11 protein-coding genes are annotated in these 20193 nt (G+C 62.0%); 4 read left to right on the forward strand and 7 right to left on the reverse strand.

The window, feature by feature from the left end:
- Positions 1-2 precede the first annotated feature (2 nt).
- From BTO02_RS30460 to BTO02_RS30470, 3 genes are all read right to left on the reverse strand, one after another.
- Positions 3-1190 carry a type II secretion system F family protein gene (locus BTO02_RS30460; protein ID WP_075160727.1) on the reverse strand — a complete coding sequence of 396 codons (1188 nt, stop codon included), beginning with the start codon at positions 1188-1190 and terminating at the stop codon, positions 3-5.
- Between the two features lie 85 nt (positions 1191-1275).
- The gene (gene gspG / locus BTO02_RS30465) at positions 1276-1701 is read right to left on the reverse strand and encodes a type II secretion system major pseudopilin GspG (protein WP_075161545.1); all 426 of its coding nucleotides are present in this window, start codon (positions 1699-1701) and stop codon (positions 1276-1278) included.
- 165 nt (positions 1702-1866) lie between these two features.
- Positions 1867-10089: a glycoside hydrolase family 2 gene (locus tag BTO02_RS30470; RefSeq protein ID WP_075160728.1), complete on the reverse strand. Its 8223-nt coding sequence runs from the start codon at positions 10087-10089 to the stop codon at positions 1867-1869.
- A 783-nt stretch (positions 10090-10872) separates the two neighbouring features.
- Here BTO02_RS30470 and BTO02_RS30475 point away from each other — a divergent pair.
- The 4 genes from BTO02_RS30475 to BTO02_RS30495 all read left to right on the forward strand — a co-directional run bounded on the left by BTO02_RS30475 (position 10873) and on the right by BTO02_RS30495 (position 16007).
- Positions 10873-12498, forward strand: coding sequence for a M85 family metallopeptidase (locus BTO02_RS30475; RefSeq protein ID WP_156884031.1), 1626 nt, complete (start codon positions 10873-10875; stop codon positions 12496-12498).
- Positions 12499-12993: 495 nt separating this feature from the next.
- Entirely contained in the window at positions 12994-13752 is a 759-nt protein-coding gene (locus BTO02_RS30485; protein WP_075161546.1) for a 2OG-Fe(II) oxygenase, read from the forward strand.
- Between the two features lie 224 nt (positions 13753-13976).
- The gene (locus BTO02_RS30490; RefSeq protein WP_075160730.1) at positions 13977-15185 is read left to right on the forward strand and encodes an MFS transporter; all 1209 of its coding nucleotides are present in this window, start codon (positions 13977-13979) and stop codon (positions 15183-15185) included.
- A 234-nt stretch (positions 15186-15419) separates the two neighbouring features.
- A complete protein-coding gene (locus tag BTO02_RS30495) occupies positions 15420-16007 on the forward strand; it encodes a CGNR zinc finger domain-containing protein (protein ID WP_075160731.1) in 588 nt (195 codons plus the stop codon).
- A 37-nt stretch (positions 16008-16044) separates the two neighbouring features.
- Here BTO02_RS30495 and BTO02_RS30500 read toward each other — a convergent pair whose 3' ends face one another.
- From BTO02_RS30500 to BTO02_RS30515, 4 genes are all read right to left on the reverse strand, one after another.
- Positions 16045-16644: a CGNR zinc finger domain-containing protein gene (locus BTO02_RS30500; protein ID WP_198039288.1), complete on the reverse strand. Its 600-nt coding sequence runs from the start codon at positions 16642-16644 to the stop codon at positions 16045-16047.
- Between the two features lie 529 nt (positions 16645-17173).
- Positions 17174-17944 (reverse strand): SDR family oxidoreductase, encoded by a 771-nt coding sequence (locus BTO02_RS30505; RefSeq protein ID WP_075160733.1) that lies wholly within the window; start codon positions 17942-17944, stop codon positions 17174-17176.
- Between the two features lie 214 nt (positions 17945-18158).
- The gene (locus BTO02_RS30510; protein ID WP_075160734.1) at positions 18159-19058 is read right to left on the reverse strand and encodes a LysR family transcriptional regulator; all 900 of its coding nucleotides are present in this window, start codon (positions 19056-19058) and stop codon (positions 18159-18161) included.
- Positions 19059-19256: 198 nt separating this feature from the next.
- The gene (locus tag BTO02_RS30515; RefSeq protein ID WP_156884032.1) at positions 19257-20144 is read right to left on the reverse strand and encodes an alpha/beta fold hydrolase; all 888 of its coding nucleotides are present in this window, start codon (positions 20142-20144) and stop codon (positions 19257-19259) included.
- Positions 20145-20193 lie beyond the last annotated feature (49 nt).

A 20193-nucleotide genomic window follows, 5' to 3' on the forward strand; every position in this document is an offset into this window, starting at 1 on the left:
GCTCACGACAGACTCTCCGCCAGATCGAAGATCGGCATGTACAGCAGGATAACGATGGTCCCGACGACGAGACCGATCGCCGACATCAGCAACGGCTCGAACAGACGCGTAAAGCGGTCGATCCACCGGCTGATCTCGCCGTCATAGAACGCCGCCGATTTGGTCAGCATGTCGCCGAGTTCGCCTGAGCGCTCGCCCACGCGCAGCATGCGCAGCGAGATCGGCGTCGTGAGGCCTTCGTTGTCGAACGCACTCGATAGATTCGTGCCGGCCTGCACCGCGATGCGCGCCTGCATCAGCCGCTCGCGCAGTGCGGGCGAGATCGTGCCGCCGGCGGTTTCCATCGCCGGCACGATCGGAATACCGCCTTCGAGTAGCATGCCGAGCGTCAGATACAGACGCGACAGCTGATAGATGCGCAGGTGCGGTCCGATCACGGGAATGCGCGCGAGCAGCGTCGCGAGACCCGCCTTCGCGATCGCCGCGCGCAGCACCGTGCCGCCCGCGAAGACGATGCCGAGCGTCGCGCCCGCGAGCGGCAGGCCATGCGCGGCGGCGAACTTGCCCCAGTCGAGCAGCAGCTGCGACATCCACGGCAGCGAGCGCCCTGTGCCCTCATAGATCGTCGCAAAGCGCGGCACCACATACGCGATCAGAAACGCCGCCACGCCGCCGCCGACGCATAACAGAATGCATGGATAGATCGCGGCGCTGACCAGCTTGTTGCGCACGAGGTCGATGCGCGACTGATAGTCGATATAGCGTTGCAGCGAGCGCGGCAAGTCGCTCGTGCCTTCGGCGGCGCGCACGATGCCGATATAAAGCGGCGGAAACACATCGGGTTGCTCGGCGAGCAGGCTCGAAAAGCGCTTGCCTTCGCGCAGCCCCGAAAGCAGCCGCTCGAGCACACCGCGCAAACGTCCGCTGCCCTCGCGCTCGAGCAGCGCCTCGAGCCCCTCGACGATCGACAGCCCCGCCGTCAGCAGCGCCAGCAGTTCCTCGCTGAACAGCACGAGCGACAACGCGCCGCGCGACGCCGCCGGGCGGCGCAGCGAACGGCGCGGCGCAAGCCGCGTCGCATGCAGTCCGCGCGCTTCGACCTGACGCCGCGCATCGTTCTCGTCGTGCGCATCGATGACGAGCGCGACGATCTGATTGTCGGGCGCCAGCGCTCTGACTTCGTATTGCATGGTGTATCGCCAGGGTTTACAGACGATGCCGGTGGCCCATTTCGGGTGCACCGGCATCGCACGTGATGATCAGTAGTCCGTCTGTCTATTCGCTGCTGATCTGCGCGCTTTCTCCGTTCGTGCCCGACTGGCTGTCGGGCCCGTTCGAAATGATCGCGTAGTCGCTTTTCGTACCGGGAATCCTGTAGATATACGGATGCCCCCACGGATCGAGCGGCACTTCCTTCTTCAGATACGGCCCCGCCCATTTGTCCGCGTTGGCGGGCTTCACGACGAGCGCCGCGAGTCCCTCCTGGGTGGTCGGATAACGGCCGACGTCGAGCCGGAAGTTGTCGACCGCCTTCGTGAACACGTCGATCTGTGCGCGCGCCACCGTCACCTGCGACTTGCCCAGTTGCGCGAAGTAGCGCGGACCGACCAGCGCCGCAAGCATGCCGATGATCACGAGCACAACGAGCAATTCGAGCAGCGTGAAGCCGCCTTGCCGGCGTGCCTGCTCTCGCCTCTGCACTTGCTCCTGCCTGTGCCCTTGCCTGTGCCGCTGTGCGACGCACCGCGTTTGCCCTGCCTGCGGGCTGCGCATCACCGCCGTGCTACTCATGCCATGCCGCCACATCGATACTCTCCTCGATGCGCCCGCGGATGCGGGCGCCCTTTCGCTTTACTGATTGCGTGCTCAGAAACCGATGCCGAGCACCACATGCTCCGGCTGCGGCGCGACGATCGTCGAGCTCGCATCGTTCACGTCGTCATACGCGAAGCCGTAGTCGAGTCCGCTGATGCCGTGGTCGTGGAAGAACCGCGCGTACTCGTTCGACGGCGAAGCTGCATACCACGCGGCCGGGTTCGCCCACTTGCTGACGTCTTCCGCTACGTGGCGATTCAACGCCGCGCACAGTTGCGCCTCGATCGCCAGCTCCGTCGAATTGCCGGTTGCGAGCGCACCGCTGCCCTGCAGCACGTCCTGCGTGGTCGGCTTGTTGACGACGTACGTGCCGCCGACGAACGCGCCGTTGTTCAGGTTCGTTTCGCTGAACACGAGCTGGTCGCCCTGCACCTTGCCGACGAACTGACGGCTATTGCCGAACATGTTCAACACGAGGCTGTTCGACGAGTAGTACTTCCAGACCTCGCTCACATACGCGTCGAAGTAGTTGCCGTTCGGCTGGCCGGCCGCGAAGCTGCCCTTGGCCGGCGCCATGATGCGGAACTGCGACGCCGGCTGCGGCTGGAACGCGGACGACACTTCGCTTGCGTACGCGGCGAACAGATCCGCGCGACGCTGCGTGATACCGGTCTGCTGGTGGAACGTGTGATTCGAGCCGTACACGTCTTCGGTCAGCGGGAAGCCGAACTCGTCGACCTGCGTCGTGTTGAGCCACAGGCCCGAATCGTTGTACGTGAACTCATACCAGTCGAAGTTCACGTTCAGGTTCGGGTCGGTCGGGTTCTGCGGATTCGGGCCGGCGAAACCGATCTGATTGTTCGCATCGGTCAGGATCTTCAGGAACACCGGGCTGCCCAGCGACACGTAAATGCGGCCCGAGAACAGCTTCGGCAATTGCAGCGTCTTGCTCTGCGCGAGCGTGAACGCATAGTTCGCGTAGTTCTGTCCGTCCGGTCCCGTCAGGTGATTCGGCGCATCGTTGTCCGACACGGCCGACGCCACAATCGTGCCGTCCGGCTTGAGCCACGCGAACTGGCCCGTCGCCGGGTCGCGCGCGATCACGAGCACATACACCTTGTCGTCCGGATACGCGCCGTTCGTGTTGTTCGCGAGATCGACGCCGACGAAGCCCGGCGTCACCGTGTAGTTCGGGAACGCACTGTTCACCGTCAACGTCGCGTCGTTCGACGTCACCGGACCGTTCGGGCCGGTCACGACGACGCTGTACACCGCGCCGCTGTCGCCGGCCGTCGTGACCGGCGTGTCGTACGTGCGGCTCGTCGCGTTTGCGATCGGCGTGGCGTTACGGCGCCACTGATACGTGAACGGACCGTTGCCCGACGGCAGGACCGCGAAGTGGCCGTTCTGGCCGACCGGCACGGTCTGGCTCGCCGGCTGCTCGATAAAGGCAGCGACCGGCGCGCTCGTCGTGGCACCGCTGTTGTACAGCTGGAATTCGAAGATCGAGTCGCCGTACTGCGTCGAGCGCTGCGTCATGTCGATGCGCACGTAGCGTGCGGTCGCAGCCGCGAACTTCAGATCTTCGACACCGCCTTTGCCTTCGTTCTGCGTGAACACGGGCGTCCAGTTCTGGTTGTCGCTGGACGTCTGGATCTGGTACGCGGTCGCATGCGCATCCTGCCAGTTGATCACCGCACGATCGAACGTCTGTGCCGTGCCGAGATCGACTTCGAGCCACTGCGGATCGGAGAACCCCGACGAGAAGCGCGTCGTCAGGTCGCCGTCGACCGCTGCCGACGCGGGCAGCCCGTCGTTTTCGAGGCTGCTCGCCGTCGCCGTCCTGTGCAACGCGAGGTTCACGCTCGCGGCTTGCGGCACGAAGTTCACGCTGATCGTGTGCGAGCCGGTCACATTCGTGAACGTGTAAGTCGACTGCACGCCGACTTCCTGGCCGTCGACGAACATCGCACCGACACCGTAGCCTTGCGCCGGCACTGCCGTGAACGTCTGGGTGGCGCCTGCGTCGATATTGACGGTGCCTGACGGGCTCAGCGTACCGTTCGCGTCGCCGCTCGCGGTAATCGCCACCTTCGGCGTGGTCGCGTTGTTATAGACCTCGAATTCGAACAACGAGTAACCATACTGCGACGCACGTTTCACACCTTGCATGCGCACGTAGCGCGCGGTCGTAGCCGGTACCGTCAGGTCTTCGGTGCCGCCCTTGCCCGCGTTCTGCGTGAATACCGGCGTCCACGTCCTGTCGTCGTTCGACGCCTGCAGCTGATAAGCCGAGCCGTATGCGTTTTCCCAACGCAGCACGATGCGGTTGAACAGCTGTGCCTGACCCAGATCGACTTCGAGCCATGCGTTGTCGTTGAAGTCCGACGACCAGCGCGAGTTCAGATCGCCGTCGACCGCGGCGGACGCGGGGTAGCCGTCACCCTGCGTGCCGCTCGCCGTCGCGAGCTTGCCGAGCGCGAGATTGCCGTTCGTCGCTTGCACCGGATTCGTGTTGTTGTTGCTGCCGGTATTGCCGCCCGTGCTGCTGCCGGTGTTGTTCGAGCCGGTGCCCGGATCGGTTGCGCCGCCGGTGCTGCTGCCGGTGTTGCCGCCGGCGTCGCCGGTCGTCGGTATATTGAACACTTCGAACTCGAACAGCGAGTTGCCGTAGTCACTGCTGCGTTGCGTGCTGTTCATCCGCACGTAACGGGCCGTGACGGTCGCAAACGAAATGTCCTCGACGCCGCCCTTGCCGTCGTCCTGCGTGAACACCGGCGTCCAGTTGTTGCCATCGTTCGACGTCTGGATCTGGTACTTGACGGAGTGCGCGTTTTCCCAGAACAGCATCACGCGGTTGAACGTGCGCTGCGTACCGAAGTCGAGCGTGATCCACGACGGGTCGATAAAGGCCGACGACCAGCGCGTGTTCAGATTGCCGTCCACTGCATTCGACGCCGGATATCCGTCGTTCTCGAGGCCGCTCGCGGTCGCCTTCGCACCAAGCGCGAGATTCACCGCACCTGCACTCGGGCCGAACGTCACGTTCACCGTATGCGGCATCAACACGTCGTTGAACGTATAGCTGCTCACGAGACCGACGTTCTGGCCGTCCACCTGCACAGCCGTCACCGCATTGCCGTCAGCCGGCGTGAACGTGTAGGTCACCGGACCGCCCTGCAACACCTGCGTCGTGCCGGCCGGCGTGATCGTACCGCTGCCGGTCGAGGTTGCCGTGATTGCGAACTGCGGCGTATTCGCCGTGTTGTACACACCGAACTCGAACAGCGAGTAGCCGAACTGCGTGGCGCGCTTCGTGCCGTGCATCCGCACATAGCGAGCCGTGGTGGCCTTGAAGCGCACGTCTTCCGTGCCGCCCTTGCCGCCCGTTTCCGTATACACCGGCGTCCAGCTCGAATCGTCGTCGCTGCCGTCGTTCGACACCTGGATCTGATAGTCGACCGCGAACGAATCCTGCCACTGCAGCACGACTCGATCGAAGGTCTGGGCCGAACCGAGATCGACCTTGATCCACTGCGGATCGGCGAAGGCCGACGACCAGCGCGTACCGTCGTTGCCGTCCACCGCCTGCTGCGGCTGGTAGCCGTCGTTCTCGATACCGCTCGCGGTGACCTGCTTGCCGAGCGCGAGGTTGGCCGAAGGAGCCGGCGGGGTGCCGCCGTTTCCGCCGTTTCCGCCGTTGCCTCCATTTCCACCGTTACCGCCATTGCCGCCATCACCGCCGTTAGCGGCTGCCGTGACGGTCAACGTCGCAGTGCCGCTCGACGCGCTGCCGCCGCCATTGCTGACGATCACCGAGATCGTCGCGCCGTTGTCGGTTGACGCCACCGTCGGCGCCGTGACGAAGGTCGGAATCGTCGTGATCGCGACCGGCTTGCCGTTCTCGAACCACTGGTAGCTGAACGGCCCGACGCTCTTCGGATCGATGCCGACCGTGAACTGCGCGGACGTGCCTTCGGCGGCCGACTGGTTAGCCGGCTGCGCGATGATGACCGGCGCCACGATCGACGGACCCGCCACGCACAGCGAAGCGCCCGGCGTGTTGTTCTTGATGCCGAACGTCGCGTTGCCTTGCGAGTCGACGATAAATGCGTCGCCCGGCGTCGACTGCACGTCGGTCGTCGTCCACGTGGTCCACGGCAACGGGAATGCACATTGTGCGTAGTTCGCGCGAGCGATCGTCAATGCCTCGGCCTGCGTCGGCAGACGCATGCCGATCGAGTTGCAGTACTCGGCTGCGAGATCCTGCGTGAACTGCGCGCCTTGCTGGCGGAACGTCGTCGAGAACTGCTGCCACGTCTGGCCGCTCACGTTGTCGCGCACGGTCGGCACGAACGGGCCCGAACCGAGTTGCGACAGATCCGACGGCGGCACATAGGTGCCCGACTTCGCCGGAATCGGCGTGAAGCGCTCGGTGTTGCTTTGCGCATCGCATTGCGGCACATCGTAGACGCCGAACTCGAACAGCGAATAACCGAAATCCGTATGGCGATGCTCACCGAGCATGCGCACGAAACGCGCCGACGTGCTGCGCAGCGGGATCGTTTCCGTGCCGCCCGTACCCGCGGACTGTGTGTGAATCGACGTCCATTGTTTGTTGTCGCCCGTATCGTTCGATACCTGGATTTCGTACTGATCGGCGTACGCGTTTTCCCACGCGAGCACGATCTGGTCGAACGTGCGCACGGTGCCGAGGTCGAGCTGGATCCACTGCGGGTCCACGCCGGCCTGCGACGACCAGCGCGTCGCGAAGCTGCCGTCGTTGACGAACTTCGGTCCTAGACCGTCGTTCTCGACGCTGCTCGAGGTCGCCGTCGCGCCGATCGCGAGGTTCGTCGCGCCGCCGCCGCTCACGCTCAGCGTGACCGGACCGGCGGTCACGCTGCCAGCGCCGTTGCTGACAGTGACCGTATAGTCGCCGTTATCGCTATCGGTCGCCGACGTGATCACGAGGCTCTTGCTGTTCGTGCCGACCACCGTGCCGTCGTGCTTCCACTGGTAGGTGAGCGGGTCCGAGCCGCTCGCGCTGACGCTGAACGTCACGTTCTGGCCGAGCGTCACGCTCTGGCTGCGCGGCGGGATCAGGATGCTCGGGAACGTGCCCTGACCGACCGTCAGCGACGCGCTGTTCGACGTCACCTGGCCCGCGCTGTTCTTCACGAGCACGCTGTAGGCCGTGTTGTTATCGGCAAGCGTCGTGACCGGCGTGATATAGGTCGGACGCGTCTCGCCCTGGATCGCTGCGCCGTTTTTCATCCACTGATAGCTGAGCACGGGCGAGCCGTCCGCGATCACGTCGAATTCCGCGGTCAGACCGACCGTGACGGACTGCGGCACCGGCTGCGCGACGATCTTCGGCATCGACGGCTGCACCACGGTAAGCGTGGCCGGATTCGACGTCTGACTGTCGGTGCCGTTGCTGACCGCGACCGAATAGCTCGACTGGTCGTCGCTCGCCTGCAGCGTCGGCGTCGTATAGCTGAAGCCCGTGGCGCCCTGAATCGGCGTGTTGTTCTTCATCCACTGGAAGTGCAGCGGCGTCGCGCTCGCGGCGAGCACGTTGAAGGTCGCCGTGAGACCGACGGTCGACTTCTGGTCGAGCGGCTGGTTGATGATCTGCAGTCCCGATGCCTGCTGCGCACCGATGAGCAGATCCTTGCCGTCAAACGTTTGCGCGCTGCCCGTCGGCGCGACGTCGAAGCTCACCGTGCCGCTGCCGAGGTTCGGCGAGCTCGCCGTGACGGTCACCGTGCCCGGAGTAAACGTGCTCCTGACGACGATTTGCGTCTGGCCGCCCTCGGCGTAGAGGCTCGGCCAGCCCGGCGAGTGGAAATGCAGATCCTGGCCGTCCGATACGTAGTGATCGCTTCCGCCGCGGTACTCGCCTGCCGCCCCGCTCACATTGAACGTGATTTCCTGGTTCGCATCGGGTACCACGATGCCGTTCCTGTCGACCACGGCAACATGGATGATTTCAGCATCCGAGCCGTTCGCCTTCATTTCGAACTGCGTACCGTCCGGCTTCACGAGTTGCGGTTCGGCGCTCAGCACGATGTGGTCGGCTGCGCCGGCAGTCACGAGCTGATCCTGCGCGACCACTTCCTGCCGGTCGTTCAGACACTGGGCCACGAGCGTGCCCGCCTGAAACTGCACGTTATCCCAGTGCACCTGCCCGGGCAGCAGCGTCGTACTCTGCGTCAGATTCGCGCTCGAATCCGAAGACGTCGGATTCGGCACCTGCGGCGCGCCGACCGGCTGTCCGTTGAGCATAAGGCCGACCTGCGGACAGTTACTGAACGCATTCACGGTCACGAGACCCGAGCGGTTCCACGTGTGCGCGAGTTTAACGACCGGTTTGCGATCGAACGGCGTCCAGGCCGCTTCGTAGATGTAGTACAGCAGGCGCGGCAGGCGGTTCTGGTCCATCATCGATGCGCCGTTGCCGCGCACTTCGGAATTCAGCGTACCGTCGACCTGGTCGACGATTTCGCCCGGCGTGTCCGCAAGATACCAGTGTGCGATACCCATCGACTGGATCGCCACGCTCTGCACCCAGTTGTTCACGTATGGCGCGGCAAACGCAAGCTCGAAGTCGTACTTCGCGCGGCCAACGCCGTTACCCCAGTATTCGGAGCCGACCGATGGCGTATCGGGGAAGTCGCGCTTCACGCCGATGTCGCAGCCGTCGCCGCTACAGCCGAGCAGCCCGCCGTTCGCCGGATTCGGCGTACGGTCGGCCTGAACGCGCGTGTTGACCGGATCCCAGGTCTGCGCGATCTGCGCGAGATCCTGCGCGAGCGAGGTGACCATCGCGCCGTTGTTCGCTTCCCACGCGAGCACCGACGGGTGGTTGCGGCCGTTGATGATCATGTCGCGATGCAGTTCTTTCTTCAGCGCGACGTCGTTCGGCGTCTCGAGACAGCCGGTCTTATCCTCCGTCTGGCACAGCGAACCGAAGCCGCCCTCGCCGTCGCCGCTCGGCTGCAACATCATGATGCCGTATGCGTCCGAACCGTCGAGCCAGCCGGGAGCTTGCGACGAGTGACCCGGACGGTACAGTGCGCCGCCCGCCTGCGCGAGCAAGCTCAGATCGCGCCATTGCAGCGCTTCCGGCACGGCCGATCCAAGCGCCGGGAAGTCGTAACGCCCCGACGCGCCCCATAGATAGCGCGCGTGCCCGTTGAAGATCGGGAAATTCTTGTCCCACGTGAGCGTGCGGATACCGAGCGGCGTTTCCTTTGCGTCGACCACCGTGCCGTTCACGCTGATCGTGTGGATCACGTGGTACAGGTACGGACCGCCGTTCGGATCATTGTTCGGATACCAGAGCGTCGGGTTCTTGACCGTCATGATCTGCGTGAACGTCGTCGGGTTCAGACCCGGCGGCGCGTTGGCAGCCACGTTATTGGTCTGCTCGTCGCGCGCGACGACCACACCGTTCGCATCGACGATCTGCGTCGTCAGCGTCACGGGCTGGTCGGTCGAGTACTCGTTAAGCACGTTCGTCTGCACCTGGATCGTGGCCGAGGACGGACTCGCTGCCGTCGTCGCGACATAGGTACCCCACGTCTGCAGCACCGAGTAGACGTTCTCGGGAATGTGCAGGCGGTCCGTGATGTGCATGATCACCGGCCGAAACAGACCAGAGTCGCTCTGGCCGAAGCGAAACGCGGTGCTGAAGCCCGGCGCCTGAAAGAACGTGTCGTTGCGCGCGACCTTCACGGCGATCACGTTATCCCCGCCGTTGAAATCGAGGTACGGAGTCGCATCGACGATAAACGGGATGAAACCGACCACGTGCGTCGCGTTCGGGTTGATCGCGCTGTTGCCGTGAATCAGGTTGCCGTTGATGTACACCTGCGCACCGACATGCGCGCCCTGGAACTCGATCAGCACCTTGCGATTCTGGAACGAGGAATCGATCTTGAAGTGCTTGCGGTACCAGGTGATGTTGCCGGTCAGCTCGCCCTCGCCGCCGCCCGACTGTTCGTTGATGAACGTGTCGTTATCGGATGGCGACTGCGGCACGCCTTTGAAGGCCCAGCTGGAGTCGTCAAACGTTTGCGTCGAATAGAGAGCGTTGTCGCTGTCCTTGATGTACCGCCAGGGTGTCTCGCCAAGATTGATGTCGAGACGATTGGATGCCGGTACGACGACGCCCGCGACAGCGTGTGTCGCGGCGAATACCAGCAATAGCCAAAGAAGTGCAAGCCGGCCCGTGAGCCCCGATAAATGCCCAATGCGTTCGCGCATCGTGATTCCCTTCTTCTGGTTTTACTACGCGTGGCTTTCTTTCGCCCCATTCGGCACAGCCGGTCGAAAGCGGACGTCGAAGTGATTGAGGCGCCATTGAGAGCGCTATTCCCCGGGGCGCTATGATCCGGTGTTCATTTCATCGTAAAGATTTCAACGCGAAGAACAGATGCGAAATACGAAGTTATTTCTTTCGTTGTTAATCCACCGGTACACGTTATGCAGTAACCAGAGATGGAATGGAATTTTCAGATGCGCCGGGCGTTCCCGCGCCAAGCCTTCACCGGCAAGGGGTTCCGGCGAGACGGCCAATGTCCGGCCGGTGTGTATGCAGCATGCGCATTCAGGCGACCGGCCCAGTCGTCTTTTCTTGGTGACCGGGACGAAAATTACGTGTAGAAAGGCTTTCATACACGTTTAGTAATATTTGAGAAAGAAAAGTATTCATCCAGGTGAACCCGTTGTGGTCACCGGTTTGTCATAGTCTTGTCTGCCTTTGTTATCCAACGGTTAAGCGGCGGAAATACGTCGCCTCTACCAGATCCTTTAAATTTCTTTCATCTTATTTACGAGCCGCGCTAATGAACTCAGGTGAGGCCTTTTAAAAACAATTAAACAATTCACGCGAGGCCAGGCCGCGCTCGCTCGGCGAACTAACAGGTTTGTCCATTACCCGCTGCGCGCGATGCGCGGGAAGATGAGCAAGGCGCACTCATGCCGCGCCGCGCGCGGACGAAATCCATCGTCCCGTCGTGACTCACATTTCGTTATCCATATTTAAAAATGAACACAACTATCACGGGATCGAGCCCTTGGCCGACCTCATCCAGCTTTGCCGACGCCCCGCCGCACACAAAAATCACGCAAGACAGAAGCAGCCGCGCAGCGCAGACGAACCATGCGTTACGGCAACCGCCGCGAGCGAGGCGCGACGACCCAAGCATCCCCACCAGGACATCCGATGCGTTCGCGGATTACGTGCTGCGTGCCGGCTCCCAGGCACCCATGACCGAGGAACAGATGTTTTCCGCGCGCATCGGCATCCTGCGTTCTATTTCGGCGAGCCGCCCGCGACTGGCCGATCGGCAAACGGCCGACATGATCGGCAACACCTTGCTCGACGCGATGAACCGGTCGCCGACTTTCCGTTCGGTGGTCAGTTACAGCTTCGCCCGCAACGGCGGACGCTTCGACAACCTCACCTTCAGGAACGAATACATCCACAACGCTACCTACCTGGGTGCCATGACACCGATCGGCAGCATGACGATTTCCTACCTGCAGTCGCATGGAACGAATCCGCTGCCGGTCACTGCGGAATCCGACGCGAATCGCGCATGGAGAAACATTGGACCCTATGTGAATCTCGGCGTGGCGCCGAACCCGGACACACCCGCTTCGCAGGCCTGGCAAGCCGTATTGATGCACGAGATCACCCATCATCTGACCGGCGCGGACGATCCCCCCGCAAGTTCACAGGGCAGTCACCTGGGGCCGACCGAGATCATTGCGCGACGTATAGCCGGCGAGATGGGTTGGGCGCTGCCGACATTCCGCGGCTACGGCGATCCGGCTCGCGTCGCGTATCACCTGCAAGCCAACTGGACCGGGCTCCTCGAAGCGGCGCAGCGCAATGGCGCACATGAGCACTCGTTTTTCGAGCGCCTGGAAAACATCAGCGATGCGCACGACGCGAGTGCCGATTTTCATGAACTGGACCCGCCGGGCGCAGCGGGCAGCGCGACCCATAACGCCTCGGTGCTTGCGGATATGGAACCGGACGATCTCGAGCGCGTGCGCTTCCACGACGGCGAGGTATCGTTCTTCCCGTTCGCCGACAGCGCACCGGCGGGCAAACCCGACGGATACCAGAGTGCGTATGCGGCAAGCAGCGCAAGCTGGAATACGCAGGGCCGGTTTTTTCGTTACGGCGAACCGGTGGGCGGCAACCCGCACGTCCGGCAGTTCGATTTTCCCGACGGCAGCAAGGCCGTCATCACCGCGCATCAGCCGACGCTGGCCGCGAGTGACCTGACCGGATTCGAGACGGCCATGGCGGTGGGCGGCGCAGCGCTGGGCGGCGCCGTCATCGGCTTTGTCGGCAGCGGCGGCAACCCGGCCGGCGCATACCTCGGAGGCGCGGCCGGTGCTGCCGCGGGATCGGCAATCGCAGCGAAGTTTCCCTACGACCGCATCTGGCAGGGTTACACGCTCGAGTATTTCAACCAGGGCGAGACGGCTCCGTTCTACACGCAGTCCATGTATGCGTGGGACAGCGGCTGGAGCCGGGTCGGCTTGCTATCGAGACAGCGCGATTCGAACCTTTGGCCCGATTACGCCGATACCAACCCGGACAAGAACTGGAACTGGTGGACGTGGAGAACGGGCAACGCGCCCAAACGCACGTGACCTCGCCGGCGAAACGCCACGGCGTGTCGGTTTCTCTTCAACGCATGCGCGCCCGATACTGTGGATTCCAGATCATTCTCCTGATCGACGCCGTGAAGCGCCGGCCACTACTTCCCATCCGCCTCGTTGCACCCGAAGACACGCGAGAGCGCGCGCGTGCCGCACGGCGTCATAGCGAGCGGCATCGATGTGTTCGATCACGCGGCCTCGATCCTGTTTGCGTTCCGGCGTGAGGACGAACGGCTGACGCTGCCCCGACTCTCGGAACGTAAGGGCTCTACAAAAGCACGCTGTAACGGCACGCGCAGGCGCTGTGTCACCACAATCAGCTGAACCGCCGTCACGACGGGCGCTACTGGCGCCATATCGACCGAACTGCTCGTGCCGGATCAGACCGCAAGACCCGGAGTGCGCGTGCCTCACGGCATCGGTAAGCTAGTCTTTCGACATTGAAAGGCTGCACAACGATACGAGGGATTGAAGATGAAAATCGCCATGCACGGGGCACGGCACGCCACTGACGCGGGGGCAAGCGTTTTGCCGGACCGGCCCGTCGACGAACGCGTCGCGTCGCTTGACTGGCCGCGCATCGAAGACGAGCTCGACAGCTTCGGCTGCGCGACCGCCGCGGGCCTTCTGGACCCGCAAGAGTGCGATCGGCTCGCGGGACTTTACATGCAAGACGCTATCTTCCGCTCGCGCGTCGTCATGGAGCGGCACGGCTTTGGGCGCGGCGAATACAAATATTTCGCCTACCCGCTGCCCGACATCGTCGGCACCCTGCGCGGCGCGCTCTACCCTCACCTCGTCGCCGTCGCGAATCGCTGGAACGAGGCACTGCGAATCGGCGTGCGCTATCCGTCATTGCATCGCGACTTCATCGAGCGCTGTCATCGTGCCGGGCAGACGCGGCCGACGCCGCTGCTGCTTCGATACAAGGCCGGCGACTACAACTGTCTGCACCAAGACCTCTATGGCGAGCATGTATTTCCGATTCAGGCGGCAATTCTGCTCTCGGAACCCGGCAAGGACTTCACGGGCGGCGAATTCGTGATAACCGAGCAGCGACCGCGTATGCAGTCGCGCGCGGAAGTGGTAACGCTCAACAAGGGCGATGCCGTCATCTTTACCGTGAACAGCCGGCCCGTGCAGGGCACGCGCGGCATCTATCGCGTGAATTTGCGGCATGGGGTCAGCCGCCTTCGTTCGGGGTATCGGCACACCGTCGGCGTGATCTTTCACGACGCGCTGTGATCGGGTGCAGCCGTTTCGTCTCACGAAAGGTAAGTGGACATTCTGCCACCGGAACAAAGGCGGCCGACAATACAAGCGATGGCAGCGATTAGCCAGCTCGCTTTGCAATTCCATTCGTCCCGGAATAGGACGGGGTGTTCGCCCGTTTGGCACTTGATACACGGCAACGTGTTTTAACGGGAGCACCCCATATGTCAAACGCTCCGCTCAGTCCTGGGAACAGCATGGCTCAAGTCACGGAAACACCCGCGTTCGATCGCCGCGTATGGCTGTTGGCGCTTGCCTTTTTCGCCATCGGCACGGATTTCAACGTCGTTTCAGGCATTTTGCCGTCGCTCGCGCAAAGCCTCGACGTCAGCGTGCCCGCTGCGGGCCAGGTCGTCAGCTCTTACGCGCTGTTCTATGCAGTATGCGCACCGGTGCTCGCGGGGCTAACGGCGCATATCCCGCGCAAACCGCTAGTCGTTATATCGCTGACGGCGTTCGCCGCCGCCAACGCGGCGTCCGCGCTGTCTCCAACCTACGCATTCCTGATCGGCACGCGCATCGTCGCGGCTTTCGCCGCCAGCGTGTTCTCGCCGGCCGGTTACGGACTCGCCGCAACGCTCGCGAGAGCGGATCGAAGGGGCGTCGCGCTGGCCGCGGCCTTGTCGGGCATCACGATCTCGCTCGTCGTGGGTGTGCCGATCGGCGCCTACATCGGCAACCGCTTCGGCTGGCCCAGCAGCTTCTGGTTTGTCACCGCGCTCACGCTAATCGGCGCCGCGGGCCTCGCGATGCGTTTGCCGCAAATCGATGCGCCGGCCGCAGCGCAAGCGCCCGGTCTCGCTGCCCGCTTTGCGCCCCTGGCCAATCGCGAGGTACTGCTCGGCATGACGCCCTCGCTCGTCTGGTACGTGGCAATGTTTTCGCTATATACGTATCTGGGCGCCGCAATGACCGAGCGCGGCATGACAAAGGAAGAACTCAGCGCCATTTATGGTGCGCTCGGCGTGGGATGCATCGCGGGCAACCATATCGGCGGCAAGCTAAGCGACCGGATCGGATCGCAGCGCGTCGTCGCCGTCGCGCTCGTCATCCAGATTGCGAACCTCGTGTGGCTTGGTCTTGCCGGGTCGTCGATGGTCGCCAATGCGTGCTCGATTGCGATTTTCGGCATGAACATGTGGTTCCTGTTCCCCGCACAGCAAAGCCGGCTCCTTTCGATCTCGCCACAGCACGGGCCGCTTGTGCTCGCCTTGAACAACTCGACGATGTACCTCGGCGGCGCCATCGGATCGGCCGCAAGCGCACTGTTGATTCGACACGGCATTGCGACGTCGAATCTGCCTTGGGTGTCGTGCGTGTTCTTCTTTGCAGCGCTCGTGCTGTTCGCGCTATGTTCGTGGGCACTGAAGCGCAGCGCCGCATCCGGACAGCAAGGCGTGGCATGAGCGGCAGCGAGCCGTCGAGCCAACCGGTGCCCCGGTCGCACTAGCTCCCTGCTACCGCTACACCTCGGATCTGGTGCCGGCCGTCAAACGCCGGCGCCCTTCATCACCCTCCCCGCCTCCGCCATACCGCGCTCTCTGTCCGCACTCCGCACTTCCGCGAAGCGGCTTTTAGTAACTTGTCATATTTTCATTCAGTAGTTACGCTTCATGGGTGATCTGTCCCGGAGAACCCCTATGCCCGCCCAATTCCTGACGCTATCCGACGATATGGTGCTTGATTTTCTCAATACGTCTTCCGCCGAAGATACGCACTTGCACGAATATTTCGCCAGCGACCAGCATGTTATCGATTGGATGCAGGCGCATCGGCTTATCGGCACGAGAAAGCTGCCGCTATTTGCGGACGGCGCATTGGTCAACGCCGCACATGCGCTTGGAGAAGCGATCAGAAAGGCACTGTTCGAGCGCAAAGCAGGAGAGAAAGTGCAAGTCGGATCGCTGAACGCATGCCTGGCACAAGGCCGCTATCGGCTCACTCTGGTCAGACAATCGAACGGCCAGCTACAACTCATGCACGAATACGAGCATTCGACACCTGAACAGTTTCTTGCGCAAATCGCCAGCGCGGCAGCCGAACTGCTGGCCGCCGGAGACTTCGCCCTAATCAGGAAATGCGAGTCCGATACATGCTCGCTATGGTTCTACGATCGAACCAAGGCTCACCGGCGTCGCTGGTGCAGCATGGCGAGGTGCGGCAATCGCCGCAAGGTGGCCGCGTATCGCGCGCGCCGCAAAGGCCGCGCCGGCGCCGGAATCGCCTGACGCCTTCATCCTCCGCGGTTTCGAGCTCGCTCATTCATTATTCGACGAGGCCGCCACACAGTAATCGCGTGCGAAAACGAGCCGCTTTCTGGCGGTTCCCGCAAATCGTCATGTTGCACCAGCGCCGCCTGTGCGATTTCGTTCTGTCGTAAAACCATAGCGGACAGTCTGGCGATTCGCACTGACGAATCAGCAGGAAATCTCCGCGAGCGAGCAGTTGCGCTGCCGCGATCGCGACAGGCACGAGCACCTGCATCGCCGATTGCGCCGGAAACCGGTATAACGCGTTCAAATTGCCTTCGCCATCCTCCGCGAGCTCGATTTGATAGCTGCCGGCGCTCAACACCCGATTGAGCAGTTCGGCGTCCACGCACTGTCCCAGCTTTTTCTGCAATACCAGTTGACGCACGTCCTCCCTCAACTGCCGCGCCTCTAATGCAAGATCGCAATAGAGACCGTCACCACGCATCTCGATCATATCGAGCAGCCCCGCTCCTTCGAGCCAGGCAAGCACATCGCTGTCGGATTGAAAAAGATCCAGCAACTGACCATTCCGCGGTACGACGGTATTCAGGAATTCGAGCACCGCGTCCTGAGCGCGTACTGATGCCAATGGCGAAGCCATTGAATCCTCCACAAAAATGAACCGTGACTGTAACTTCTAACACCACACTTGACAAGTTACTCTCATAATGAATCACTCCCATGCGCATGATTTCTTTAGCATAGGTCGACGGCTCATCTCAACAGGAAGATTCAGGTCTGCTCTTCAGGTATGAGCGCGCGCTCATACCTGCCACTCATACCTCGTCGTGCAATAACGGGAGATAACGGAGCGAGGCCTTGGAGGAACAGAGATAAGCCCACGAAAACGCTACCGCGGGAAAGCATGCCTCACATGCCGTGTCCTCACCGCTGCATAACGGTGATGCGGACCGACAGGCGATCTCAAACTCTATTCGACGGCGACACACAAATGACCGATGCTCACAACTGTCCGATTGCGGCGAATCAGAATGGTATTGTCTTTGTTAGTTTTCCCATTCATTTCATACCTTCGGCTCTCTCGGTACTGGCGTCGAAAGCCAACACGAACGACGAAACATTCGCGATTCGACCGTCGCGACAGCTAAACGTCAATCTGGCTGGCTTCGACGCTCCCTCTTTCAAAGGCCCTTCACTTCGCCGCCATCCATCCGCAACGCCGCGCCGATCAGCCATTCACCCGCTGGGGACAACATGAACGCCATCAGCTCCGCGATATCGTCGGGCTTGCCATAGCGCGTGATGCCGGCTAGCCCCGGGAATTTGTCGAGCGCCTCTTCCACTGTCATACCGTGAGAAGCCGCATACTTTTCCATATACGAGCGGCGCCGATCGGTCATCACGGGGCCTGGAAGCACGCTATTTACGCGTATGCCGTCGCCAATGCCGCGATCCGCAAACGCCTTCGCCATGGCGACGATCGCCGCATTAACGGTCGCAACGGCGGCAAAGCCCGATTTGGGCGCTTCGGCCGAATTGCCGGACGTAAAAATAACCGCACCGCGCGTTGCCTTCAGCGCATCCCACGCGTGAATTGCAAGCCTTCTCGCGCCGTGCAGCTTCAGTGCAAATCCGTCGTCCCATTGTTCGTCGGTCATTTCGAGCACGTCGATTTGCGGTACAGCACCGGCGATGTTGACCACCGCGTCGATTCGACCGAACCGGTCGAGCGTCTTCGCAACCACGGCTTCGGCGGCGATCGGCTCGCGCAGATCGATGCAGATATCGAGCGATTCCGCGCCGGCCGCGACGACGTCTCTCGCCGTCGCCTTCAGCAGTTCCGCGTCGCGTGCCGCGATCGCGACGCCGCCAAAGTCTTGCGCAAGACGAATCGCCGTGGCACGCCCGATACCGCGGCTCGCGCCAGTCACGATGGCAATTTTCTTTTCCATTTCTAATACCTCAGCAAGGTGGATGGCCAGGTTCGCGTCATGCGAACTTCACATTGTTTCGCATGACATATCGTTGCGTGCAGGATCGCCGCGTCTCGACAACGACGGGGTACCCGAGCGCTGCTTCGCTGAATGCAGTATTGGCCAATCCTGGCGGACAAGCCATAGAGCGGGCGAGATAGCTGCTATGACCTGGTTCCCATAAGATCGGGAACTAAGCCTCGCTCATCACTTTCGATGCGCTCTCACGCGCGATTTCGAGCATCAGCGCGGTCATGGCCGACAACGGACGGCCGCGGCGCGTCACCGCCACGACCCAGCGGCGCATCATCGGCTGCTCGATCTTCACGCTCACGAGCTGATACTCCTGCAACAGTTTCTCCGGAATCAGATCCGGCAGAATGCATTGGCCATTTGTCATCGACACGAGCTTCAGCATCGCGTCGACGGTTTCGACTTCGGCGGTAACCGTCGCATCGAATTCCTTCGTGTGCAGCATCTTGCGCAATGCGTAGCCTGCCGGAAACGCAACAAGCGGCACCGACTCGCTGCGCAAGTCGACGCTCGCCTTCGTAGCAAATCGTGAACGCTCATGTACGACCAGGCACATCGTGTCTTCGAATAAAGGCGTGATCTCGAGCTGGTCGGATGCGACTGCCGAGTCGTATGCGAAACCTATCTCGGCCCTTCCGCTTTCGACCAGTTCCACGACGCCGGGCGAACTGCGCCCGAGCAACGCGAGGCTCGCGCTCGGCCTTTGCGCCATGAACCTCGCGGCCACTTCCGCCATGAAGTAATAGCTCAGCGTGTGGATCGTCGCGATGTGAATGCTGCCGTCCGTCACGCCGTGTTCGTTGCGCAATTGCAGCATGGTGTTGTCCACCAGTTGATACGCGGCGCTGACCACTTCCAGCAGCTTGCGGCCCGCTTCGGTCAATTCCACCCCACGCCCATGGCGAATGAAAAGCGGTTGCCCGATGAATTCTTCGAGGCTCGCGAGATGACGGCTCAATCCCGATTGCGTGAGCGACATCGCCTCCGCTGCGGCGGAAAGCGATTTATGGGCAGCTATTTCTATGAAGAGCCTGGCCTGATAGTCAACGTTGGATTTCATGGTTGCACGGTGCGTTGCTTTGTCGGTCGGCTCGTTGCCGAATGCGGTAAAAATAGTTGCACGAACACATGTAACTTGTCAAATGCATTATTAACAGTTACGCCAACAAAGTGCACGCAGCAAGGCACACACGTGTACCTTGTATCCGTGAAATTGCCGGCCCGCGGCGCGCGAGCCAGGCAATCCGCGGCGTCGCGATCAGGGCTTCAGATGCTCCGCCAGAAAATCCCGCATCGCCGCAGCGATTTCATCGACATGCGTTTCCAGAGCAAAATGCCCAGTGTCGAGCATCCTGACCACCGCGCCCGGATTGTCGCGACGGTACGCTTCGGCGCCGGGCGGGATGAAGAACGGGTCGTTCTTTCCCCAGATGGCGAGCGTCGGCGGCTGCTTTTCGCGGAAAAACTGCTGGAATACCGGATAGAGTTTCAGGTTTGATCGATAGTCGAGGAACAGGTCGAGCTGGATGTCCTTCTGGCCAGGGCGCTCGAGCAGCGCCGCGTCGAGCGTGTACGATTCCGGCGGCACCGAATCGGGGCTCGATACGCCGTGCAAATATTGAAAGCGCGTGCCCTCGAAGTTCAGGATCGCGTCGTGAACGGTCTTGCGGTGAGCCGGTGTCGGCTCCGCCCAGTACTTGCGAATAGGATCCCACGCGTCACCGAGCCCTTCTTCATACGCGTTGCCATTCTGCGAGATCAATGCGCTCACGCGCTCCGGAAACTTCACGGCGAGCCGGAGGCCGACCGGTGCACCATAGTCGAATACGTAGACTGCATAACGCTTCAATCCGAGCTTGTCGACAAACGCGGCCATCGTCTGCGCGAGCGCATCGAAGGAGTATTTGTAGCCACGCGCGTCGGGGACATCGGTGAAACCGAACCCGGGCAAGTCCGGCGCGATCACCCGGTACGTATCTGCGAGACGTGGCATCAGTCGACGATACATGTGCGACGAAGAAGGAAAACCGTGCAACAGCAAAACGACCGGTGCCGTTGCAGGGCCGGCTTCCCGATAAAAGACGCCGACGCCGTCGGCCTCGATACGCTTGACGGAAACGGCTGGGACGTTATGACCTTTCGACATTGAAATCTCCATGAACCACTGATCAACGGGCTGGCCGCGTGCTGCCGGT

The sequence above is a fragment of the Paraburkholderia sp. SOS3 genome (assembly GCF_001922345.1).
Classification (GTDB): Bacteria; Pseudomonadota; Gammaproteobacteria; order Burkholderiales; family Burkholderiaceae; genus Paraburkholderia.